The sequence below is a fragment of the Bradyrhizobium hereditatis genome, from assembly GCF_020329435.1.
In the GTDB taxonomy this organism is placed as follows: Bacteria; Pseudomonadota; Alphaproteobacteria; order Rhizobiales; family Xanthobacteraceae; genus Bradyrhizobium; species Bradyrhizobium hereditatis.
The window spans coordinates 192,273-212,635 of the sequence record NZ_JAGKJK010000006.1; the positions used below are offsets into that span (position 1 = coordinate 192,273).

General features: G+C 61.3%; 17 protein-coding genes. 9 read left to right on the plus strand and 8 right to left on the minus strand.

What is annotated here, in order from left to right; genetic code table 11:
* Positions 1 to 2 precede the first annotated feature (2 nt).
* The 7 genes from J6524_RS16180 to J6524_RS16210 form a co-directional block, all read right to left on the minus strand.
* Positions 3 to 614 (minus strand): hypothetical protein, encoded by a 612-nt coding sequence (locus J6524_RS16180; RefSeq protein WP_225672184.1) that lies wholly within the window; start codon positions 612 to 614, stop codon positions 3 to 5.
* Positions 611 to 1,459 (minus strand): lanthanide ABC transporter permease protein PedC, encoded by an 849-nt coding sequence (pedC, locus tag J6524_RS16185; RefSeq protein ID WP_225672186.1) that lies wholly within the window; start codon positions 1,457 to 1,459, stop codon positions 611 to 613. Before pedC ends, J6524_RS16180 begins: the two co-directional genes overlap by 4 nt.
* Positions 1,456 to 2,277 carry a lanthanide ABC transporter ATP-binding protein PedB/LutE gene (gene pedB, locus J6524_RS16190; RefSeq protein WP_225672188.1) on the minus strand — a complete coding sequence of 274 codons (822 nt, stop codon included), beginning with the start codon at positions 2,275 to 2,277 and terminating at the stop codon, positions 1,456 to 1,458. Before pedB ends, pedC begins: the two co-directional genes overlap by 4 nt.
* Complete coding sequence (locus tag J6524_RS16195) at positions 2,274 to 3,278, minus strand: YVTN family beta-propeller repeat protein (RefSeq protein ID WP_225672190.1); 1,005 nt, start codon at positions 3,276 to 3,278, stop codon at positions 2,274 to 2,276. The genes pedB and J6524_RS16195 overlap by 4 nt, the downstream gene beginning before the upstream one ends.
* Positions 3,263 to 4,444, minus strand: a complete 1,182-nt coding sequence (gene pedA1, locus J6524_RS16200; RefSeq protein WP_225672192.1) for a lanthanide ABC transporter ABC transporter substrate-binding protein PedA1 — start codon at positions 4,442 to 4,444, stop codon at positions 3,263 to 3,265. Before pedA1 ends, J6524_RS16195 begins: the two co-directional genes overlap by 16 nt.
* Positions 4,445 to 4,548: 104 nt before the next feature.
* On the minus strand, positions 4,549 to 5,394 hold the full coding sequence (fghA, locus tag J6524_RS16205) for an S-formylglutathione hydrolase (RefSeq protein WP_225672194.1): 846 nt from the start codon (positions 5,392 to 5,394) through the stop codon (positions 4,549 to 4,551).
* 30 nt (positions 5,395 to 5,424) lie between these two features.
* Positions 5,425 to 6,045: a response regulator transcription factor gene (locus J6524_RS16210; protein ID WP_225672196.1), complete on the minus strand. Its 621-nt coding sequence runs from the start codon at positions 6,043 to 6,045 to the stop codon at positions 5,425 to 5,427.
* Between the two features lie 195 nt (positions 6,046 to 6,240).
* Between J6524_RS16210 and J6524_RS16215 the strand changes: the two genes are divergently transcribed.
* Together J6524_RS16215 and J6524_RS16220 are read left to right on the plus strand one after the other, a co-directional pair.
* On the plus strand, positions 6,241 to 7,611 hold the full coding sequence (locus J6524_RS16215; protein WP_225672198.1) for a histidine kinase: 1,371 nt from the start codon (positions 6,241 to 6,243) through the stop codon (positions 7,609 to 7,611).
* A 146-nt stretch (positions 7,612 to 7,757) separates the two neighbouring features.
* On the plus strand, positions 7,758 to 10,193 hold the full coding sequence (locus J6524_RS16220; RefSeq protein ID WP_225672200.1) for a TonB-dependent receptor: 2,436 nt from the start codon (positions 7,758 to 7,760) through the stop codon (positions 10,191 to 10,193).
* 93 nt (positions 10,194 to 10,286) lie between these two features.
* Here the strand turns inward: J6524_RS16220 and J6524_RS16225 are convergent, their stop codons facing one another.
* A complete protein-coding gene (locus tag J6524_RS16225; protein ID WP_225672202.1) occupies positions 10,287 to 11,255 on the minus strand; it encodes a helix-turn-helix domain-containing protein in 969 nt (322 codons plus the stop codon).
* A gap of 415 nt (positions 11,256 to 11,670) precedes the next feature.
* Between J6524_RS16225 and xoxF5 the strand changes: the two genes are divergently transcribed.
* From xoxF5 to J6524_RS16260, 7 genes are all read left to right on the plus strand, one after another.
* Positions 11,671 to 13,473: a lanthanide-dependent methanol dehydrogenase XoxF5 gene (gene xoxF5 / locus J6524_RS16230; RefSeq protein WP_225672204.1), complete on the plus strand. Its 1,803-nt coding sequence runs from the start codon at positions 11,671 to 11,673 to the stop codon at positions 13,471 to 13,473.
* 76 nt (positions 13,474 to 13,549) lie between these two features.
* Positions 13,550 to 14,065, plus strand: a complete 516-nt coding sequence (locus J6524_RS16235; RefSeq protein ID WP_249789478.1) for a c-type cytochrome, methanol metabolism-related — start codon at positions 13,550 to 13,552, stop codon at positions 14,063 to 14,065.
* Between the two features lie 69 nt (positions 14,066 to 14,134).
* Entirely contained in the window at positions 14,135 to 15,241 is a 1,107-nt protein-coding gene (locus J6524_RS16240) for an S-(hydroxymethyl)glutathione dehydrogenase/class III alcohol dehydrogenase (RefSeq protein ID WP_225672206.1), read from the plus strand.
* 33 nt (positions 15,242 to 15,274) lie between these two features.
* Positions 15,275 to 15,844 carry an S-(hydroxymethyl)glutathione synthase gene (gene gfa / locus J6524_RS16245; RefSeq protein ID WP_225672208.1) on the plus strand — a complete coding sequence of 190 codons (570 nt, stop codon included), beginning with the start codon at positions 15,275 to 15,277 and terminating at the stop codon, positions 15,842 to 15,844.
* Between the two features lie 449 nt (positions 15,845 to 16,293).
* A complete protein-coding gene (locus J6524_RS16250; RefSeq protein ID WP_225672210.1) occupies positions 16,294 to 17,478 on the plus strand; it encodes a fumarylacetoacetate hydrolase family protein in 1,185 nt (394 codons plus the stop codon).
* 18 nt (positions 17,479 to 17,496) lie between these two features.
* Positions 17,497 to 18,666 carry a Gfo/Idh/MocA family protein gene (locus J6524_RS16255; RefSeq protein WP_225672212.1) on the plus strand — a complete coding sequence of 390 codons (1,170 nt, stop codon included), beginning with the start codon at positions 17,497 to 17,499 and terminating at the stop codon, positions 18,664 to 18,666.
* 181 nt (positions 18,667 to 18,847) lie between these two features.
* On the plus strand, positions 18,848 to 20,338 hold the full coding sequence (locus J6524_RS16260; protein WP_225672214.1) for an AMP nucleosidase: 1,491 nt from the start codon (positions 18,848 to 18,850) through the stop codon (positions 20,336 to 20,338).
* The last annotated feature ends 25 nt before the right edge of the window (positions 20,339 to 20,363 follow it).

Genomic DNA, 20,363 nt, shown 5'->3' on the forward strand with positions numbered 1-20,363 from the left:
AGCTATTCGATCTCCTGCTGAATGCTCCGCCCGAGCGCGAACAGCCGTTGGTCGATGGCCGTAGGCACCTCGCAGACGAATTTGATGACATTCCGGCGGTCTTCGAAGATGCGGGTCTGCCAGACGAGCTGATTGCTGAGTTCGTCGATCTTCGCCTGGTCAGGTTGTGACTCACTCCGCAGCGCTTGCAGGGCAAGTGTGTCCGAGCGGATTTTGTCCGCGGCTTCACGCTGCTTGCGGGTGACGCGCTCCAGCCCGTTCATGACCTGGGAGCGCTGCGCATTGAGGGATTCGAACAGGCCGGCAAACAGCAGCTTTCCGCTGGCGGTCTTGTCGGCGGCACCGTTCAGATAGTCTGTGATCGCTTTTTGCGCTTCCTCGATCGGGGTACGCCGTGCCGCGAGCTTCGCCACCAGCGCGCTGACGTTGGGATCATCCTTCCACTTGCCGGCGACGTCGTCGAGCGGTGGGCCTGCCCAAACCGCTGCGAGCGAAATCTCGGGCACTTTGGCCTGCGTGCACGGCCAGTCGGGGTAGCGCGGATCGGCAGCATGGGCGAACCTGATCGTTGCCGTAACGGCGAGCGAGATTGCGATCGTGGTCCGATACTTCATGTTTCGCCTCCGGCCGGCCCGCGGCGGATCAGGCCGCGCGACGGATCATATGCGAGGATGGCGCCAATCATGAAGGCGATCGTGCAGCCTGCGACGACCGCGAACGCGATCCAGTTCATCTGCCCATACAGCGCGAAACGTATCAGCTCCACCGCATGCGTGAACGGATTGAACAGGCAGACATAGTAGAGCACCGGGCTGCTCTCCAGAATGCGCCACAAGGGATAGAGCGCCGACGAAGCAAAGAACATCGGGAAGATCACAAAGTTCATCACGCCCGCGAAGTTCTCGAGCTGCTTGATGCCGGACGAGATCAGCATCCCCAGCGCGCCGAGCATCAGGCCTGAAAGCACCAGCGCCGGCAGCACGGTGAGGTAGCCGGTCGGCGGCGGCGCGATATCCCAGAACCAGGCGATCAGCAGGAAGGCGTAGACCTGAAGCAGTGACACTGCGGTTCCCGCCAGCAGCTTGCAGGACAGCAGGAACCATCGGGGCAGCGGGCTCACCAGCAGCGTGCGCATATTGCCCATCTCGCGATCATAGACCATCGAGAGCGAGGACTGCATGCCGTTGAACAGCTGGATCATCGCCATCAGGCCGGGCGCGATGTAGACCTCGTACAGAATGTAGGTTTCGTACGGAGGGATAATGGAGAGGCCGAGCACCTGACGGAAGCCGGCGGCGAAGATGAACAGCCATACCAGGGGCCGCACCAGCGCCGAGATGAACCGTTCGCGCTGATGCAGGAAGCGAAGCGCTTCGCGCCACACGATGCCGCTGAGGCAGGTTAGATATTCGGCGAGCGAGAAGCCGCGACGGACCGGCTCGAGAGTTACTGATGTCATGACGTCTGGCCTCCGTCCGGCGCGGCGGAGCCGGTGAGCCGCATGAAGGCCGTATTGATATCGCTGCCGCCGGCATCGGCGATCACCCGCGCCACCTTGCCTTGGGCCAATACCCGTCCCTGATGCAGCACGACGAGATCATCATTGGTACCGATCTCGTCGAACAGATGGGTCGCCCACAGCACGCTTATTCCCTGTTCGGCGACGAGCTGGCGGACATGGCCTAAGATGTCCGCGCGTGCCTTGACGTCGAGGCCGACAGTTGCCTCGTCGAGCAGGAGAAGGCGTGGTCGGTGCAGCAGGGCCCGCGCGATCTCCAGTCGCCGCATCTGACCTCCAGAGAGGTCGCGTACCTTGCTGCTGGCGCGGTCGGAAAGGCCGATGCGCGCCAGCACCTCCTGGCTGCGCCCGCGGGCATCGCGCCGGCCAATTCCGTGCAGCGCGGCGTGATAGAGCAGGTTCTGTGTCACCGAAAGGTCAAGGTCGAGCGTGCGGGGCTGGAATACCACGCCGAGCAGCCGCAACGCTTCGCCGGGAGATCGCGCGACGTCATGGCCGAAAATTCCGATGCGTCCGTGCTGGATTCCGAACAGCCGTGTGATCAGCGAGAACAGCGTGCTCTTGCCGGCGCCGTTAAGGCCAAGCAGCGCAGTGAAACTTGCTGGCGCGACGGAAAAGCCAACGTCGATGAGGGCGCGCCGGGTGCCATAGGAGTGACTGACGCCGTCGATCGACAATGCGCGTATCTCCGCGGCTTCGGGCCGGGAGGGGATGTCCCGCGTGTTCTGATCGTCGGAAAATGCATCAGTGGCTGTCATGGTTGTGCAATCGTGACTCCCCAGGGCAGCTCGCCGACCTGGATCGTCTTGATGACCTTTTGCGCCGCGACGTCGATCACCGAAACGTCGTTCGACACGCCATTGGTAACCAGCAGATATTTCTCATCCGGGGTGAACGCCATGTGCCAGACCCGCTGGCCCACCAGGAGATATTTGGTGACCCTGTGGGTGGTGGCGTCGACAACCGCGACGCGATTGGCCGGGCCAAGCGCGACGAAAGCGGTGTTGCCGTCCTTGGTCATGCCGATGCCGACCGGCTGGATGGCTTCGCTCCGCAGGCCGGGAATCTCGAATGTAATCTTCTTCGTAATTTCCCGCTTAACCGGGTCGATCACCGAAATCGTGCCGCCGATTTCCGACGATACCCACACTTCGGAATTGTCACGCTTGAACTCGGCGTAGCGTGGGCGTGCATCTACCAGCACATTGGCGACGATCTGGCGCGTCGTGGTATCGATAAAATGCGCCATGTTGGTCGTCTCGGACGTATTGATCAGGATCTTGCCGTCCGGGCTGATGGCCATGCCTTCCGGCTCGACGCCGACCTGAATTTCGCCGAGACGGGTGCGCTTCTCGACGTCGATGATGGTCACCGTGTTGTCGTTTTCGTTGGCGACGTAGAGCATCTTGCCGTCAGCATCGAGCGCGAACAACTCGGGATCCGGACCCGAAGGCAGGGTATCGACGACTTCCTGCTTGGCAACGTCGATGACCTGGATGCTGTCGTCGTCGCCGACCGCCACGAAGACAAACTTGCCGTCCCTGGTGAATTCGATGCCGCGCGGTCGCTGCCCGACTTTAATCGTCTTGGTGACGGTCCAAGTGTTGGTATCGATCACCGATACCGTGTTGCTCTTCTCGTTGGAGACATAGGCGATGAAGGCCGAGGCGGGGGTCACCATTGCGAGCCACGCAGCCGTTACGGAAAGCAGGCAACATCGCCACATACGCAATCTCTCCTCCTTCAGCGTAGCTTGCATTTGGTTTCCGGCCGGTCAGTGCCAAGCGTATCGAGCTCGGACACCTGATGCAGAAATCCTTCCTGCGGCGAGACCGAGACCACCATGCGCCCATCGACCAGCAGGATCGGTTGACGAAGCTGCAGATTCCAGTCGCGCAGCGTCAGCCGCCGGCCCTTGAACGCCGCGATCGAAAAGTTTGGTCCTTTGAGGAAATCCGTTACCGCCTTCGGATCGCCGGACTTGATGCGCGACGTCGCTTCCCCGATCATACGCACGGCGGTCCAGGCTTGCATATCCAGTGCGGTCATCTGTCGCGAATTCAACTTTACGAACCGGTTCTGGATCTGGATTGCGCCCCACTGATCCTGCGCGGCATGCCAACTGGTTGGAACCAGGCCGGCCGAGCCTGCCACCGGACGCGGGTCCCAGGTGCGGTAGGGCAGGTAGGACGCGAACACCTCGCTTTCATCAGCCGCAACGAGAACGTCATAGGCCGGCGCCTGCTGGGTGAAAACAGGCATTTGCCGCTGGATCAGGGTGACGCCGCTGTCGGTGCGGCGGGCACCGCCGGTATCCTCAAAAGTTCGTTCCTGGACGATCTTGGCGCCGAAGCGCGTTGCCGCGCGGCGAAGGGCATCGGCATAGAGCTTGTCCTGCTCATGCGAGCCGACGACGAACAGCCAGCGTTTCCATTGCTTCAACACCAGATACTGGGCGAGTGCGTCCGCCAGCATGGAGCGCGTCGGCGCAACATGGATGACGTTTGCTCGGCAATCCTGCTCGCGCAGCCGATCGTCGGTTGAGCCCGCATTCAGGAGCAGCGTTCCGCGCTCGCGTAGCGCGTCGGCTGCCTTCAAGAGATCGTCGGCCGGAAGATCGGCGATGATGAAGCCGGTCCGCTCGGCAAGCGTTGCTGCAGCCTTCGCAACGTCCTCGTTTTCCTTGAGCCGAACTTCCTCCAGCTTGAAATGCTGATTGAGGAACTTGCCCGTGGTGTTGTTATCCTCGATGGCAAGACGAGCGCCGGCGACCCCGTCATTCTCGGCCGGCAGTTCGACCAGCGACAATTTCGGCTTGACGCCAGCGCGGCCGAGATAGCCGATGCCGATCTCGATCGGATCGGCCGCGCGCACAGAGGTAGCCGCAATGCTCAAGCTGATCACAGCGACCAACCAGCGGATCATGGTTTCTCCCTGACCGGTCCTCCCGATTTTGTCGGGCGGAAGACCTTATCGCTTGAACCATGACCGAATTGTCTTGGCTTGCAACTCAATTCTGTTGCGCCAATTCAGCCCTTGAGACGTTCGGCATGCCAGCGCAGATGGTCAGCCATGAACGTGGAGATGAAATAGTAGCTGTGGTCATAGCCGGGCTGCCGGCGCAAGGTGAGGGGGATGCTCGCTTTCTCGCACGCGCTTTGCAGCAGTTCGGGGCGGAGCTGCTCGGTCAGAAACTGATCGGCATCGCCGTAGTCGACCAAGAGATCCGGCAATCTGGCGCCGTCCTCGATCAACGCAACGGTGTCGTGTTTGCGCCAGGCTTGCCGGTCATCGCCAAGATAGCCACCGAGCGCCTTGATCCCCCAAGGTACCTGCGAGGGCGCGACGATCGGCGCAAACGCGCTTGCCGCGCGATAGCGGCCGGGATGGCGCAGCGCAACGGTCAGGGCGCCGTGACCGCCCATGGAGTGGCCAAGAATGGATTGCCTGACAGGATCGACGGGAAAATTCTCGCTGACAAGCTTTGGCAATTCATCCGTGACATAGCTCCACATGCGGTAATTGCGCATGAACGGGTCGCGTATCGCATCGACATAGAAGCCGGCGCCAAGCCCGAAATCGTAGGCATTGGCGGGATCGCCAGGCACGCCTTCGCCGCGCGGGCTGGTGTCGGGCGCCACGAAGATCAGTCCAAGCTCGGCGCAGGCGCTGCGGAATTCGCCCTTCTCAGTCACGTTGGCGTGCGTGCAGGTCAGGCCGGAGAGATAGTAGACCACCGGCAATTTCGCGCCGGCGGCGTGCGGCGGGACATAGACCGAAAAGGTCATGTCGGTCTGCGTCTCGCGGCTGGCGTGCCGATAGACGCCTTGAGCACCGCCATGCGCTTTGTTGGTCGAAACGGTTTGGATTGTCATGCCTTTACCACTTTTAGCGCTGTGCCGTCGTCAGCCGACGCCGTTCGTGATGGCCAGCCGTACCAGCTCGGCGGAGGTTCTCACACCGAGTTTCTGACGCATGATCGAGGAGGTGTTGGCGACCGTTTTGTAGGAGGAGTGGATCATCCAGGCGATTTCGGAGAGGCTTTTGCCTGCACTGAGCAGGCGCAAGATCTCCATCTCGCGCGAGGTCAGCTTTGAAAGCGGGCTCTGCGCGAACGAGGCGCCCGCGAATGCGATGCTCCGCGCCATGGCGGACGGCAGATAAACGCCGCCGTTTCCGACTTCGCGGATGGCCTCGACGAGATCCTGCGGATCTCCCGTCTTGGAGACGTAACCCTTGGCGCCAATTTCAATGGCGCGCTTGGCGAATACCGGGTCGTCGTTCATGCTGAACATGATGATGCGCGCCGACGTATCGTGCCCGAGGATGCGCCGCGCCAGTTCAAATCCGGATACCGTCGGCAGGTTGATGTCGAGAACTGAGATATCCGGACGCTGCTCGCTGAATACGCGCTCGCCGCTTTCTGCGTCAGAGGCTTCCAATATGTCGATCGCTGGATCGTCCGCGAACAGGGCACGGCAGCCCGAAGCGACGATGCGATGATCATCGACGATCAGAACGCGCATTTGCCGTGGCCCCCGATAGCTGCGTCAATCCACTTGCTGCACCGCATCAGATCACCGCCGCCCCGAAGCTCACTCATCGACGGATCATGTGACCCGCGCGATGCTACTGTACGGTTCGATTAGATAGCCGCCTCCTTCCGTCTGTCAACGCTTCCTTCGGCGGAACCAGAGACACCGCACTCGTGGACGTCAGCCATGTGGCAACGATTTTCCTTACTCACCCGGATCAACCTGCTGCTCGCGCTCGTCCTGACGCTGGGTCTGGCCATCAACATTGCGCGGCTTGTTCTCGAGGCGGGCCCGCGCGTTCGGGCTGAAGATCAAAGTGTCACGCGACTGGCACGCGAGTTCGTGGAGACCATCGTCGCGGGGCTGGACGAGGCGCCGGACCCGGATGCGCGATTGACCCAAATCGTTCACGACCTCAACCGCTTGCGTCATGTGAGCATCACGCGACAGGGCGATGCTGCGGAGCCTGCCACAGCAAGCGAGCGGTTGGCCGTCGCTGAAGGTGCCCGTTCGCCTCCGGCGTGGTTCGTGGCGCTTGTTCATCCCGAAAAGACGACTGTCACTGTGCCAATTTCGGTCAAGGGAAAGCCGGGCGCGCTGCTGATCACCTCACATCCGAACGACGAGATGACCGAGATCTGGGACGGGATCATATCTCAGCTCCAGATCGGTATGATGATCGTGGTCGTTCTTTTCCTCATTACGAGCAGGGTCGTCGGTCGGGCGCTCGCGCCGATCAAGACGGTATCGGACGCGATGACCAAGATCGAGGCAGGCGGCTACGACACGCGCGTGAAGCCGGACGGGCCGCCGGAATTGGCTGCCATCTGCGACAAGCTAAATCATCTTGCGACAACGCTCGGCAATGCCGTCGAAGACAAGCGACGCCTGGCCGAGCGCGTCGTCTCGTTGCAAGACATCGAACGCAAGGAGATCGCACGCGAGCTGCATGATGAATTCGGGCCGCATCTCTTTGCCTTGCGGGCACATGCCAGCGCACTGACACGGATCGCGGATGCAGGCGAGCCGAACGTGGAAGCCACGCGCAAGCACGGCAACGCCATCCTGGAGCAGGTCAATGCCTTGCAACAGACCAATCGCCGGGTTCTCGAGAAACTGCGGCCGGCAGGACTGGCGGAGCTCGGACTTCGCGACGCGCTTGGCGCGCTCCTGCGGCTGTGGGGCGAGTCGCATCCCGACGTCACCATCGAAACGGCGATTTCACCATCGCTCGGCGATACCGGAGAGACGGCCGATCTGACGATCTATCGCACCATCCAGGAAGCACTGACCAATGTCTTTCGCCATGCAGGCGCAACCAGCGTCAACGTCACCGTCGAGCCGACCGGGCGATCTGCGGGACTGCGTGACCACCGGAGCGGGGCACTGGTGCGCATCAGCGATAATGGCAGCGGATTGCGGCCGGATCACAAGCTTGGCTTCGGGCTCACGGGCATGCGCGAGCGCATTCTGGCCTTGGGCGGCTCGCTCACGATCGCGTCCGGAGATGGTGGCGTAACGGTGGAAGCCGTGATTCCCAGCGACGCACGCGGCTGATCCGGGAATTTTTCCCGGCCCTGTTCGGGAAAGAGTGGGCGCGTGAAACCGGACGTTTTACAGGTAGCGCGCGATCTCGACGCCGCATTAGGATCATTCATGCCGGATCGGCGGGGACAATAGCCGGTTCGGCGTGGGGATAAGCGATGGGCACTCGACCGTTTGTAGTTGCGTCTATTTCAATCTGCCTGGTTCCCGGCGCTGAATGCGTCTATGCGCAAAGCGCGCCGGAGAGCGAGGTATTGCCGGCCATTGAGGTCATTGCTCCGCCGCCGACATCAGCTAGACCAGCGACCAGGCCAGCGCGCGGCGCTACCGCTCCTCGAGTAACACGCAATGTGCGCAGGGTTCTTGTCTACCCGACTGCGCCCACACCAACGGCGCGCTCGGGAATGGATGTCGACAAGGTGCCAGCAGCCATCAACGCCGTTGGTGCCGGCCAGATCGCGCGAACGGACTCGCTCGACGTAGCAGTCGCACTGCAGCAGCACGTGCCGGGTGTCATCCTCAGTGATACAACCGGAAATCCGTTTATGCCTGACGTACAATTTCGCGGTTTCGTTGCATCGCCAGTGGCCGGCACTCCGCAAGGGCTTGCGGTCTACCAGAACGGGATTCGCATCAACGAAGCGTTCGGCGACACCGTCAATTGGGACCTGATTCCGACAGCCGCGATCCGGTCGGTGACCGTCGTGACCAACAACCCGGCCTTCGGCCTCAATGCCCTCGGCGGAGCCGTTAACGTGCTGATGAAGGACGGCTTCAACTACAAGGGTGCCGAAATCAACACGATGGGCGGTTCGTTCGGGCGTATCCAGAGTTCGGCGCAGTATGGCCAGCAATTCGACAATTGGTCAGTCTACGGCGCGCTCGAAGGAGTGCGTGACAACGGCTTTCGCAATTTTTCCGAATCGGCGATCCGCCGGTTTTATGGTGATGTCGGCTACCGCACCGATAGCAGTGAATTTCACCTCAACGTCGGGGTAGCGAAAAACAATTTCGGGGCGACCGCGGCGGTGCCCGTCGAACTGCTGCAGAAGTATTGGGGCGCAACCTATACGACGCCGCAGACCACGGATAACCGTGTTGCCTATGCCAATCTGACCGGAAAGGTTGAGGTTTCGCCGACCTGGACGATCGAAGGCTCGGCGCGCGTCCGCACCTTCCGGCAGAAGACGGTGGACGGAAACCCGACGGAGACGGAGCCATGTGCTGCCGATCCGGGGCTGCTTTGCTTCAACGACGATGACGTTCCGGCAAACGGCCTCAACGGGGTCCAGCTCGCAAACCCGTTCCCCGCCGACGCGGTGCTGGGGCAGATCGACCGGACGACCACGCGTTCGACGACGACAGGGGCCACCCTGCAGGCAACCAATACCGACCAGCTGTTCGGCCACAACAACCAGTTCATGATCGGCACCAGTTTCGACTCCGGCGTGACCCGCTTCGGGGCCAGCGCCGAACTGGGCACGATCGGCTCAAACTACGTCGTCAGCGGCAGCGGCATATTCCTCGGACCCTCCGGTGAGCCGGTTTCGATCGGTCCGGTCTCGCTTCGCGCCACCAACCGGTATACCGGCGTCTATGCGCTCGACACGTTCGACGTAACGGACCGGTTCTCCATCTCAGGCGGCGGCCGCTTCAATTATGCCAGCATCAACCTTCAAGATCTGATCGGCACCGATCTTAACGGCAGTCATACCTTCAGCCGCTTCAATCCAATGATCGGCGGCACCTACAAGATTACGCCGGAACTGACAGCCTATGCCGGCTATTCAGAGGCAAATCGCGCGCCGACTCCGCTGGAGCTCGCATGCGCCGACCCGGCGCGCCCCTGTATCGTCGCGGCCTTCCTGATTGCGGATCCACCGCTGAAGCAGGTCGTGTCGCGTACGGTAGAGGCAGGCTTCCGCGGTACCAAGGAACTGAATATCGGCACGCTCGGCTGGAAGGTAGGCGCGTTCCGCGCGACCAACGCCGACGACATTCTGGCGATTCCGAGTGAGTTGCAGGGCTTTGGTTACTTCCAGAACGTGGGCAGGACACGGCGCCAGGGCATCGAGGCGCAGGTCAATCTGACGTCGAAGACGCTGCAGCTTTATGCCAGCTATTCGCTCGTCGATGCGCGTTTCCTCGATCCCTTGACGCTCAACTCGCACAGTCCGTTCGCCGATCCCGTCACTGGCCTTATCCAGGTCCTGCCCGGCAATCGAATCCCGGCGATTCCCCGCAACCGGGTCAAGTTCGGCTTCGACTATGCGGTCACCGACGCTTTCAAGGTGGGAGGCGATGCGCTGTTCGTCGGAAGTCAGTATTTCGCCGGCGATGAATCAAACCAGGCAGCGCGGCTGCCCGGGTATTCGGTCTTCAACGTTCACGCCTCGTATCAGATCAACAAGACGTTTCAGATCTACGGCCGCGTCGACAATATCCTCGACAATCGCTACGCGACCTACGGGACGTTCTTCGAGAGGGGGGACGTACCGAATTTCGCCAATGGCGGCGTGGATTTCATCGACCCTCGCACGGTCACCCCGGCGCGGCCGCGCGCGTTCTATGCGGGTCTGAAGGCAACCTTCTAGCCGCAGGCTTGGGGCCGTAAGAGCTTGGGGCGTAAGAGAGTGTGTGATGTCTGAGCGTCGATACCGCAGCAGATAGTTTGCCGTCGCTACCGTTCAGGAAGCATCGGGCAATGGATCGTTGGCGTGCGCCTTGTGAATTGCTGACGGGACCACCCCGAAATGCTTCCGGAACACACGGCTGAAGTGCGACGAGCTCGAAAAGCCCCACGAGAATGCGACATCAGTGATCGTTTTTCCGTGCTGGGTCTCCAGCTCCTGGCGGCAGTGCAGCAGCCGCGCCCGCCAGATGTAATCGCTGACGGTCATGCCCTTGTCACTGAACAGCATGTGCAGGTAACGCTTGGTGCAGCCTAGCGCCGCTGAGATCTGGTCGATGCATAGCTCCGGATCGCGCAGATGTTCGCGAATGAACGCTTGGGCGCGAATGTACATCGCTTCGGGACCGACGCGATCGAACGCCGTGTCGGCCTCGCGCAGCGGCAACAGCAGGAGATCGATCAGCGAATCGGCGACGCCGATGGCGTTGTAGGGCGACAATCTTTTCGCTTCGTCAAACGCCGTGTGCACGAAGTCGTAGGCGATGCGGCCGGTGCCATTGCGCGCGGAGAGCTTGCACGGCAACATCTTCGCCGTGCGGAAGCCGCGTTCGTGAAGCAGCTCCTTCGGCACAATCACGACCTCGTGCCGGGTCAAAGAGGGGCTGACGATCGTGTGCGGACAGGAGACGTCATAGGCGAGGCAATCGCCCGGCATGATGTCGATGCGACGGCCATTCTGTTCGAAATGCGAGATGCCGTAGGTCTGGAATAGTATCTTGACGTAGGGATGCTCGCTCAACTTCGTGCCCGAGACCGTATGCGCGATGCGATGCTGGCTTGCCTCGATCTGGCACAGCTTCAGCTGCGAGACGGTAGTGTAATTGATCCGTCCCTCGAGCGAGGAACCTTCTAGCGGATCGACGTCAAACTGGCCGCAGAGATCCGTCAGCGCATCTGACCAAGTTTGTATCTGCTTTTTCGGCGCTAACCCGGAAGTGCTGAGTGAACGAACTGTTTCAGACATTGCCCAGCCACCGATTTGAGAACAGGCTACAACCTCCGCCAAGGCGTCGGTCAGATGGTCGTGACATTTGGTCCCAATTTAGGCAGTGCGTCAGGGAAGTAGCGCAGATCTTCCGAATATCCCTTTGACAATCCTCCAACTTAGTTTCGACGGCGTCAAGGGAAACCTAAGTCGGGAGTCGCGGCGAGAGGCGCGGGAACACGCCTACGGAATGATGCTTCGCAGCATCGCGGCAGAGCCCGAGCGTCGGGGCGAGGCCGGAATCAAAAAATTCAATTTGGTTTCGCTATTGAGCAAATCCGGTTCGCTCTTGGGCAAGTTTCCTATTCCCGGACGGGATAGGAATAGGGACCAACAATGGAAGAAGTGGGCCGTCTACACGGCACCCAAAGTTCACATCTGGGAGGAATCCACTATGCGCAAGGTGCTATCCGCGACCTGTCTCGGCGCCATGGCGGCATTCGCCGCTGGCGCTGCCTCTGCCAACGAAGAACTGATCAAGATGTCGCAGAACCCGAAGGACTGGGTGCAGCCGGCTGGCGACTACGCCAATACACGCTACTCGAAGCTAAACCAGATCAACGCATCCAATGTCGGCAAGCTTCAGGTTGCCTGGACCTTCTCGACCGGCGTGCTGCGCGGCCATGAAGGCGGGCCGCTCATCATCGGCAACATCATGTACGTCCATACGCCGTTCCCGAACAAGGTCTATGCTCTTGACCTTTCTCAGGACCAGAAGATCGTCTGGAAGTACGAACCCAAGCAGGATCCGAACGTCATTCCGGTGATGTGCTGCGACACGGTTAATCGCGGCGTGGCCTATGGCGACGGCAAGATCTTCCTGCACCAGGCCGATACCACGCTGGTTGCCCTGGATGCCAAGACCGGCAAAGTGGAGTGGACTGCAAGGAACGGGGACCCCGCCAAGGGCGAGACGGGCACTTCTGCGCCACTGGTCGTCAAGGACAAGGTTCTAATCGGTATCTCGGGAGGCGAGTTCGGCGTGCATTGCCACGTCACGGCTTACGACCTCAAGAGCGGCAAGCAGGTCTGGCGCGCCTACTCGGAGGGGCCGGACGATATGATCAAGGTTGATCCCGTCAAGACCACTGAGCTCGGCAAGCCGGTCGGCAAGGACTCGAGCCTCAAGACCTGGCAGGGCGACCAGTGGAAGATTGGTGGCGGCTGCACATGGGGCTGGATGGCCTATGATCCCAGCCTGAACCTCGTCTACTACGGCTCGGGAAATCCCTCGACCTGGAATCCGAAGCAGCGTCCCGGCGACAACAAGTGGTCGATGACCATCTTCGCGCGCAATGCCGACGACGGAATGGCCAAGTGGGTCTATCAGATGACGCCTCACGACGAATGGGACTATGATGGCGTCAACGAAATGATCCTTACCGATCAGACGTTCAATGGCCAGCCTCGCAAGCTGCTGACCCATTTCGACCGCAACGGTCTTGCCTACACGATGGATCGCGAAAGCGGTGAACTGCTGGTGGCCGAGAAGTATGACCCGAAGGTCAACTGGACCACCGGCGTCGACATGAACAAGAACTCGCCTACCTACGGCCGACCGAAGGTCGTCGACCAGTACTCGACGGACAAGGCTGGTGAGGACGTAAACGTCAAGGGTATCTGCCCGGCGGCGCTTGGTACCAAGGATCAGCAGCCGGCGGCTTACTCGCCCGATACGCAACTGTTCTATGTCCCGACCAACCACGTCTGCATGGACTATGAGCCGTTCAAGGTGAGCTACACCGCGGGTCAGCCCTATGTCGGCGCGACGCTCTCGATGTATCCGCCTCCAGGCGAAAGCCACATGGGCAACTTCATCGCCTGGGACAACAAGGGCAAGATCGTCTGGTCGAACAAGGAGCCGTTCTCGGTGTGGTCGGGAGCGCTCGCGACGGCCGGCGGCGTGGTGTTCTACGGAACGCTGGAAGGCTACCTGAAGGCGGTCGACGCCAAGACGGGTAAGGAGCTCTACAAGTTCAAGACTCCGTCCGGCATTATCGGCAACGTCACGACCTATGAGCAGGGTGGCAGGCAGTATGTGGCCGTGCTGTCCGGTGTCGGTGGCTGGGCTGGAATCGGCCTTGCCGCAGGTCTGACCGATCCGACCGCGGGCCTCGGCGCAGTCGGTGGCTACGCCGCACTTAGCAACTACACGGCACTCGGCGGCACGCTCACAGTGTTCGCGCTGCCGCAGTAAAGCAGGACCACCTCGTCCCGGCGCGTGGCTAGCACCACGCGCCGGTTGAACTACATCTGATATCGAGGATGAGCTCTTGCGTAAGATCTGGTTGATTGTAGCCACTCTCGTGCTTGTGGTGCCTGGTAGAATTGCCTTTGCGGAGGCGACCGATCCGACCGCCGTCAAGTCCGAAGATGGCAAGTATCTCGACAAGGAAGGAAACCCGACCTTCAAGGTCGCGGACGACGGGAAGGTCGATTGGTACACCTATTCCGGATATCGCCGTTATCACTCGGAATGCCATGTCTGCCATGGCCCTGACGGAATGGGATCGACCTACGCACCGGCCTTGCAGCAATCGCTCAAGACGATGAGTTACGCCCAGTTTCTCGAGGTGGTCGCCAGCGGTCGCAAGAACGTCAATACCGCGCAAGAGAGCGTCATGCCGGCGTTCGGCGATAATCCGAATGTCGCCTGCTACATGGACGATCTCTACGTCTATCTGCGCGCCCGCGCGTTCGATGCTGTCGGCCGCGTGCGCCCGGCCAAACGTGAAGACAAACCCGACGCCTACACTCAGGCGGAAACAGCCTGCATGGGGACCAAATGATCACGCCGAACATCCGCAGTGTGCGTTCGGTACCTGTGAAGCGCTTGAAAAGAGAATGTGGAGCCTAAGATGAAGACCCGCGCTGCTGTCGCTTTCGAGGCAAAGAAGCCTCTCGAAATCGTCGAACTGGACCTGGAAGGTCCGAAGGCCGGTGAGGTTCTCGTCGAGATAAAGGCGACCGGAATCTGCCACACCGATGCCTACACGCTGGATGGATTCGACAGCGAAGGAATCTTTCCTTCGATTCTCGGCCATGAGGGGGCAGGTATCGTCCGCGAAGTGGGGCCGGGCGTGACATCGGTCAAACCGGGCGATCACGTGATTCCACTCTACACGCCGGAATGCCGCCAGTGCAAAAGCTGCCTGAGCGGCAAGACCAATCTTTGCACCGCGATCCGCGCGACCCAAGGCAAGGGGCTGATGCCGGACGGCACATCGCGGTTCAGCTATCAGGGCAAGACGATCTACCATTATATGGGATGTTCGACCTTCTCGAATTTCACCGTGCTGCCGGAAATCGCGGTGGCGAAGATTCGCGAGGACGCGCCCTTCGACAAGAGCTGCTACATCGGTTGCGGGGTGACGACAGGTGTTGGCGCCGTGGTGAACACCGCCAAGGTGACACCGGGCGCCAACGTCGTCGTGTTCGGTCTCGGCGGCATCGGGCTCAACGTCATCCAGGGCGCCAAGATGGTGGGTGCCGACAAGATCGTCGGCGTCGACATCAACGACTCCAAGGAAGATTGGGGCCGCCGTTTCGGCATGACCCATTTCGTCAACCCGACCAAGGTCAGCGACATCGTCCAGCATCTGGTCGGGCTCACCGACGGCGGCGCGGACTACACCTTCGACTGCACCGGCAATACCAATGTGATGCGGCAGGCCCTCGAAGCCTGTCACCGCGGCTGGGGCGTCTCGGTGATTATCGGCGTCGCGGAAGCGGGCAAGGAAATCGCCACCCGGCCGTTCCAGCTCGTGACCGGCCGTGTCTGGAAGGGAACGGCATTCGGCGGCGCGCGCGGCCGCACCGACGTGCCGAAGATCGTCGACTGGTACATGAACGGAAAGATCGAGATCGATCCGATGATCACGCACGTGCTCAAGCTGGAAGAGATCAATCTGGGATTCGATCTCATGCACCAGGGCAAGTCGATCCGCTCGGTAGTCGTGTTCTGATTAGGGGAACTCTAAAAACAGGAGGATAGGCCTATGACTGTTCATATCCACCCATCGGTCGATAGCGGCGTCAAGCAGGGGACCGGCAATTTCGCCGGCGGCACCCTTGTCTGCAAATGCACGGACAGGCCGGTTAAGGTCGCCATCAAGGGCGACGTCGCCCACAACCACGCTTGCGGCTGCACCAAGTGCTGGAAACCCCCGGGCGCGATCTTCTCGGTCGTCGCCGTAGTCCCGCGCGACAATGTGACGGTGCTCGAGAACGGCGACAAGCTGCAGATCGTCGACACGGCGGCAGTGATCCAGCGTTATGCCTGCAAGGCCTGCGGCACGCATATGTACGGCCGGATCGAGAACACCGGGCACCCCTTCTACGGCCTCGACTTCATCCATCCCGAACTGTTCCAGGAAAGTGGATGGGCCGCGCCAGGGTTCGCCGCGTTCGTATCGTCCGTGCTGGAGTCCGGCGTCCAGCCGGGCGAGATGGCTGGGATCAGGGCAAGGCTGAAAGAGCTCGGACTTGAGCCGTATGACTGCCTGTCGCCGCCGTTGATGGATGCGATCTCGAGCCATGTGGCAAAGTCCAAGGCCAAGGCGGCTTAAAGAATTGGCTTAAAGAGGCGGCTTAAAACGGCGGCCTAAGCGGCAGCTTGAAGACGACGCGAGTCTTATCCTCGTGCTCTTGAACTCGCGCCGATGGCCTTGGCCATCGGTGGCGACTGCTACGCCGTCACCCACCCCTCCGTGGCGGCCGGCAGGTGAAAACGCCTGCCGGCCAGCGAGACGGCTCGGACGCCATGAGGCGGCGGTTCTCAGCTCCGGCCTTTCCATGCAGTTTTTGCGGTATCAAACTCCTCCGCGCTCCGTGCTCGGTCGCCACGCCGTCCGACGTAAATGGAGCGTGTGCAATTCGCCGCATTTGCCCGATCGTCTGATTTTGCATGTTGCGCCGCGATGTAGCCGGCTCTGAGGGTGTTGACCCCCTGCGCGGTTCCCTTCTATGCACGAGGTCGCCCGGACCGCATAGACGCCACCTTGCAAGGACTTCCACGATGCCGATCACCACGGACGCCGCCTTCATTCTACCCGAGGATTCCACCGGCGCCGCGCTGATGGGGCGGATCTGGCGTCCCGATCTGGCCGGCCCGTCGGTGGTCGCGATCCGCGGGGATGGCGTTTTCGACATCACCGAGGAATTTCCGACTGCCAGCCAGCTTGCTGCGGCTGCCGATCCGGCCCAGGCGCTGCGCGCCGCGCGCGGCGAGCGTGTCGGCGCGCTGCAGGATCTCCTGAACAACACGCCGCCGGATACCCGCGATCCGACGAAGCCGTGGCTCCTCGCCCCGATCGACCTGCAGGTGATCAAGGCTGCCGGCGTCACATTCGCCATCTCGATGCTGGAGCGTGTCATCGAGGAGCGGGCGCGCGGCAATCCGGATTCGGCGGAGGCAATCCGGGCTGAGGTGACGCGGATCGTCGGCACCGACCTCTCACAATTGAGGCCGGGCTCGGCCGAAGCGCAACATGTGAAGGACGTATTGGTTTCGCAGAATGCCTGGAGCCAATATCTCGAAGTCGGCATTGGGCCGGATGCGGAGGTGTTTACCAAGGCGCCCGTCCTGTCGGCGGTGGGTACCTGCGTTGATGCGGGGCTGCATCCGAAATCGACCTGGAATAATCCGGAGCCGGAAGTGGTGCTGGTGGTGACGAGCGACGGCCGCATCGTCGGCGCCACGCTCGGCAATGACGTCAATCTGCGCGATTTCGAGGGACGCTCGGCCCTGCTTTTGTCCAAGGCCAAGGACAATAACGCTTCCTGCGCCATCGGACCGTTCGTGCGCTTCTTCGACGCTACCTTCACGCTCGACGACGTCAGGAAGATGGAAATCAGCCTGGAAGTGAAGGGGCCGGAAGGCTTCGTCCTGCACGGAGCATCCTCGCTGACCCAGATCAGCCGCGACCCAACCGACATCGTCGCGCAGACCATCAATGAGAACCATCAATATCCCGATGGTTTTGTGCTGTTCCTGGGTACGATGTTCGCTCCGATCCAGGACCGTTTCGCGAAAGGGCAGGGCTTCACCCATGTCGAGGGTGATCTGGTGACGGTCGCCACGCCGAAACTCGGCCGGCTGATCAATCGCATGCGCCACAGCGGCGATTGCGAGCCCTGGAAATTCGGCCTGACCGAACTCTTCGCCGCCTTGATGCGCCGCAAGGGTCTTGACCGACGATAACAGAAAGGCGTGCCGGAAATGGCGAAAATCAGGATCGGTCTGGCCGGTTGCGGCTTCGTGTCCGAGCTGCACATGCACGCCTACCGGCGTGTCTACGGCGTCAATGTCGAAGTCAGGGCGGTTGCGGCGAGAGGCGACCATGTCGTCGAATTCGCCCGGCGTCACCAGATCCCGACGGCGTATCGCAGCTTCCGCGATCTGATCGCCGACGCAGATATCGATGTCATCGACATCTGCACGCCGCCCAATCTGCACGCCTCGATGATCGTCGAGGCGATGCAGACCGGCAAGCATGTGATTTGCGAAAAGCCGTTCGCGGGTTATTTCGGGCGCGATGGCGACAAGATGCCGATCGGCAAGCATGTGCCGAAAGCGCTGATGTACGCGCGGGTGCTGGAGGAAATGGAAAAGACGCGTGCGGCGATCGAAAAGACCGGCCGGCTCTTCATGTATGCGGAGGACTGGATCTACGCGCCGGCGATCACCAAGACCGTCGAGATCCTCAAGGCCACCAAGGACAAGATCCTGTTCATGAAGGGCGAGGAGAGCCACTCCGGCTCGCATGCTGCGCACGCTGCGCAATGGGCGATGACCGGCGGCGGTTCGCTGATCCGGATGGGATGTCATCCGCTGTCGGCCGTGCTCCATCTCAAGCAGGTCGAGGCCGAGGCGCGCGGGGAGACCGTCACCGTTTCCAGCGTTACCTGCGACGTCGGCAATGTGGCGGCGTGCCTGCGCCCGGACGAACGGGGCGTCATCAAGTCAAACCCGGTCGACGTCGAGGATTGGGGCGTGCTGACGGCCACCTTCTCTGACGGCACCAAGGCGACCGTGTTCTCTGGCGACATGATCGCAGGCGGCGTGCGCAATCTCATCGAAACCTATACCAGCGGCGGCGCCCTATTCGCCAACATCACGCCGAACACGCACATGATGAGCTATCAGACCAGCGAAGAGAAACTCGCCGGCGTCTACATCACCGAGAAGGTCGATCGCAAGACCGGCTGGCAGTACATATGCCTCGAGGAAGAATGGACGCGCGGCTACACGCAGGAAATCCAGGATTTTATGGAATGCGTCGCCACCGGCCGCCAGCCGCTTTCGGATCTCGCGCTGGCCTTCGAGACGATCAAGGTCAATTACGCCGGCTATTGGGCGGCGGAGGAGGGCAGGCGCGTCAGCTTCTAGAGCGTGCTGAGGCCACCGGCGAAACCGCCCTGGTCATGGCGGTCGCGGCAAGCGCAGAAATCATATTGGCGGCAGCACCGATTGTTATCGGCAAGACGTAGCTATAACCGAGATAGCTCCGGCCCAGCAAAAAGGCTATTCAGGGTCGACCTCCGTCTGACAACAGATCTGGGTTCGACAAATGTGTTCCGCACTGATGATCCAGTCTCCGCCGGCGATCGAAACCGAGGCCTTCACCGATGCCGATGCGGCGGTGGCCCGGCTCGAAGACATCTACGACCGCAACACCCAATTCCTGCGCGATCGTTTTGAGGCCTATCTCAACGGACAAGCCTTCACCTCGCATGTGCGCGCCTGTTATCCGTTCGTCAGGATGACGACAGCAACCCATGCGCGGCTCGACTCGCGTCTTGCCTATGGCTTCGTCGCAGGGCCGGGTGTGCACGAGACGAGTGTGACACGGCCTGATCTGTTCCGGAACTATCTCACTGAGCAGATCCGGCTGCTCGTCGAGAACCACGGCGTGCCGGTCGAGATCGGCGAGTCCAGCGAGCCCATCCCCGTTCATTTTGCCTACCGGCGCGACATCAACATTGAGGCGGCGCTCACCAACTACGCCGTCGGCATGCGATCGCTGCGCGACGTATTCGATACCCCGGATCTTACCACGATGGACGACGCCATCGCGGACGGAACGTTCGAACTGCCGCGGACCGGGCCCGAGCCATTGTCGCTGTTCCGCGCGGCACGTGTCGATTATTCGCTACGCCGGCTCTATCACTACACCGGCACTGATCCGGAGCACTTCCAGAACTTCGTGATCTTCACCAACTATCAGTTCTATGTCGATGCCTTCGTGCAATCGTGCCAGCAGCGTCTGGCTTCGGGCGAACCCGGCCTCGATGGCTTCGTGGCGCCGGGAAACGTCATCAACCACAGCGCGCGGCTCGGCGGCGGCACGAGCGGGGCCGCGCCGGGACGTGCACCGCAAATGCCGGCCTTCCATCTCGTCCAGCCAGGCTATCGTGGCATCACGCTGATCAATATCGGGATTGGTCCCTCCAATGCGCGCAACATCACCGATCATGTCGCGGTGCTGCGGCCACATGCCTGGCTGATGATCGGGCACTGCGCCGGTCTCAGGAACACCCAACGGCTTGGCGACTATGTGCTGGCGCACGGCTATGTTCGCGAGGACCACGTGCTCGACCAAGAGCTGCCGCTGTGGGTGCCGATCCCTGCGCTCGCCGAGATGCAGGTCGCGCTCGAAGAGGCGGTCGGCGAGGTCACGGGACTTACCGGCTTTGAGCTCAAGCGGCTGATGCGCACCGGAACGGTCGCGAGCGTGGACAACCGCAATTGGGAGATCTCGGGTCCGTCCGTCATCCGGCGGTTATCGCAATCGCGCGCCGTTGCGCTCGATATGGAGTCCGCGGCAATTGCCGCCAACGGCTACCGTTTCCGCGTCCCCTACGGCACGCTGCTCTGTGTCTCGGACAAGCCGCTGCACGGCGAGATCAAGCTCGCAGGCATGGCCAGCGAGTTCTATCGCCAGCGTGTCGGCCAGCATCTCGAGATCGGCCTGAAGGCGCTCGAGCGGCTCAAGCGGCAGGAATCGGAGCGCCTGCATTCGCGCAAGCTGCGTAGCTTCGCCGAAGTGGCATTTCAGTAATGTCGCCGCGCTACGCGGCGTACAC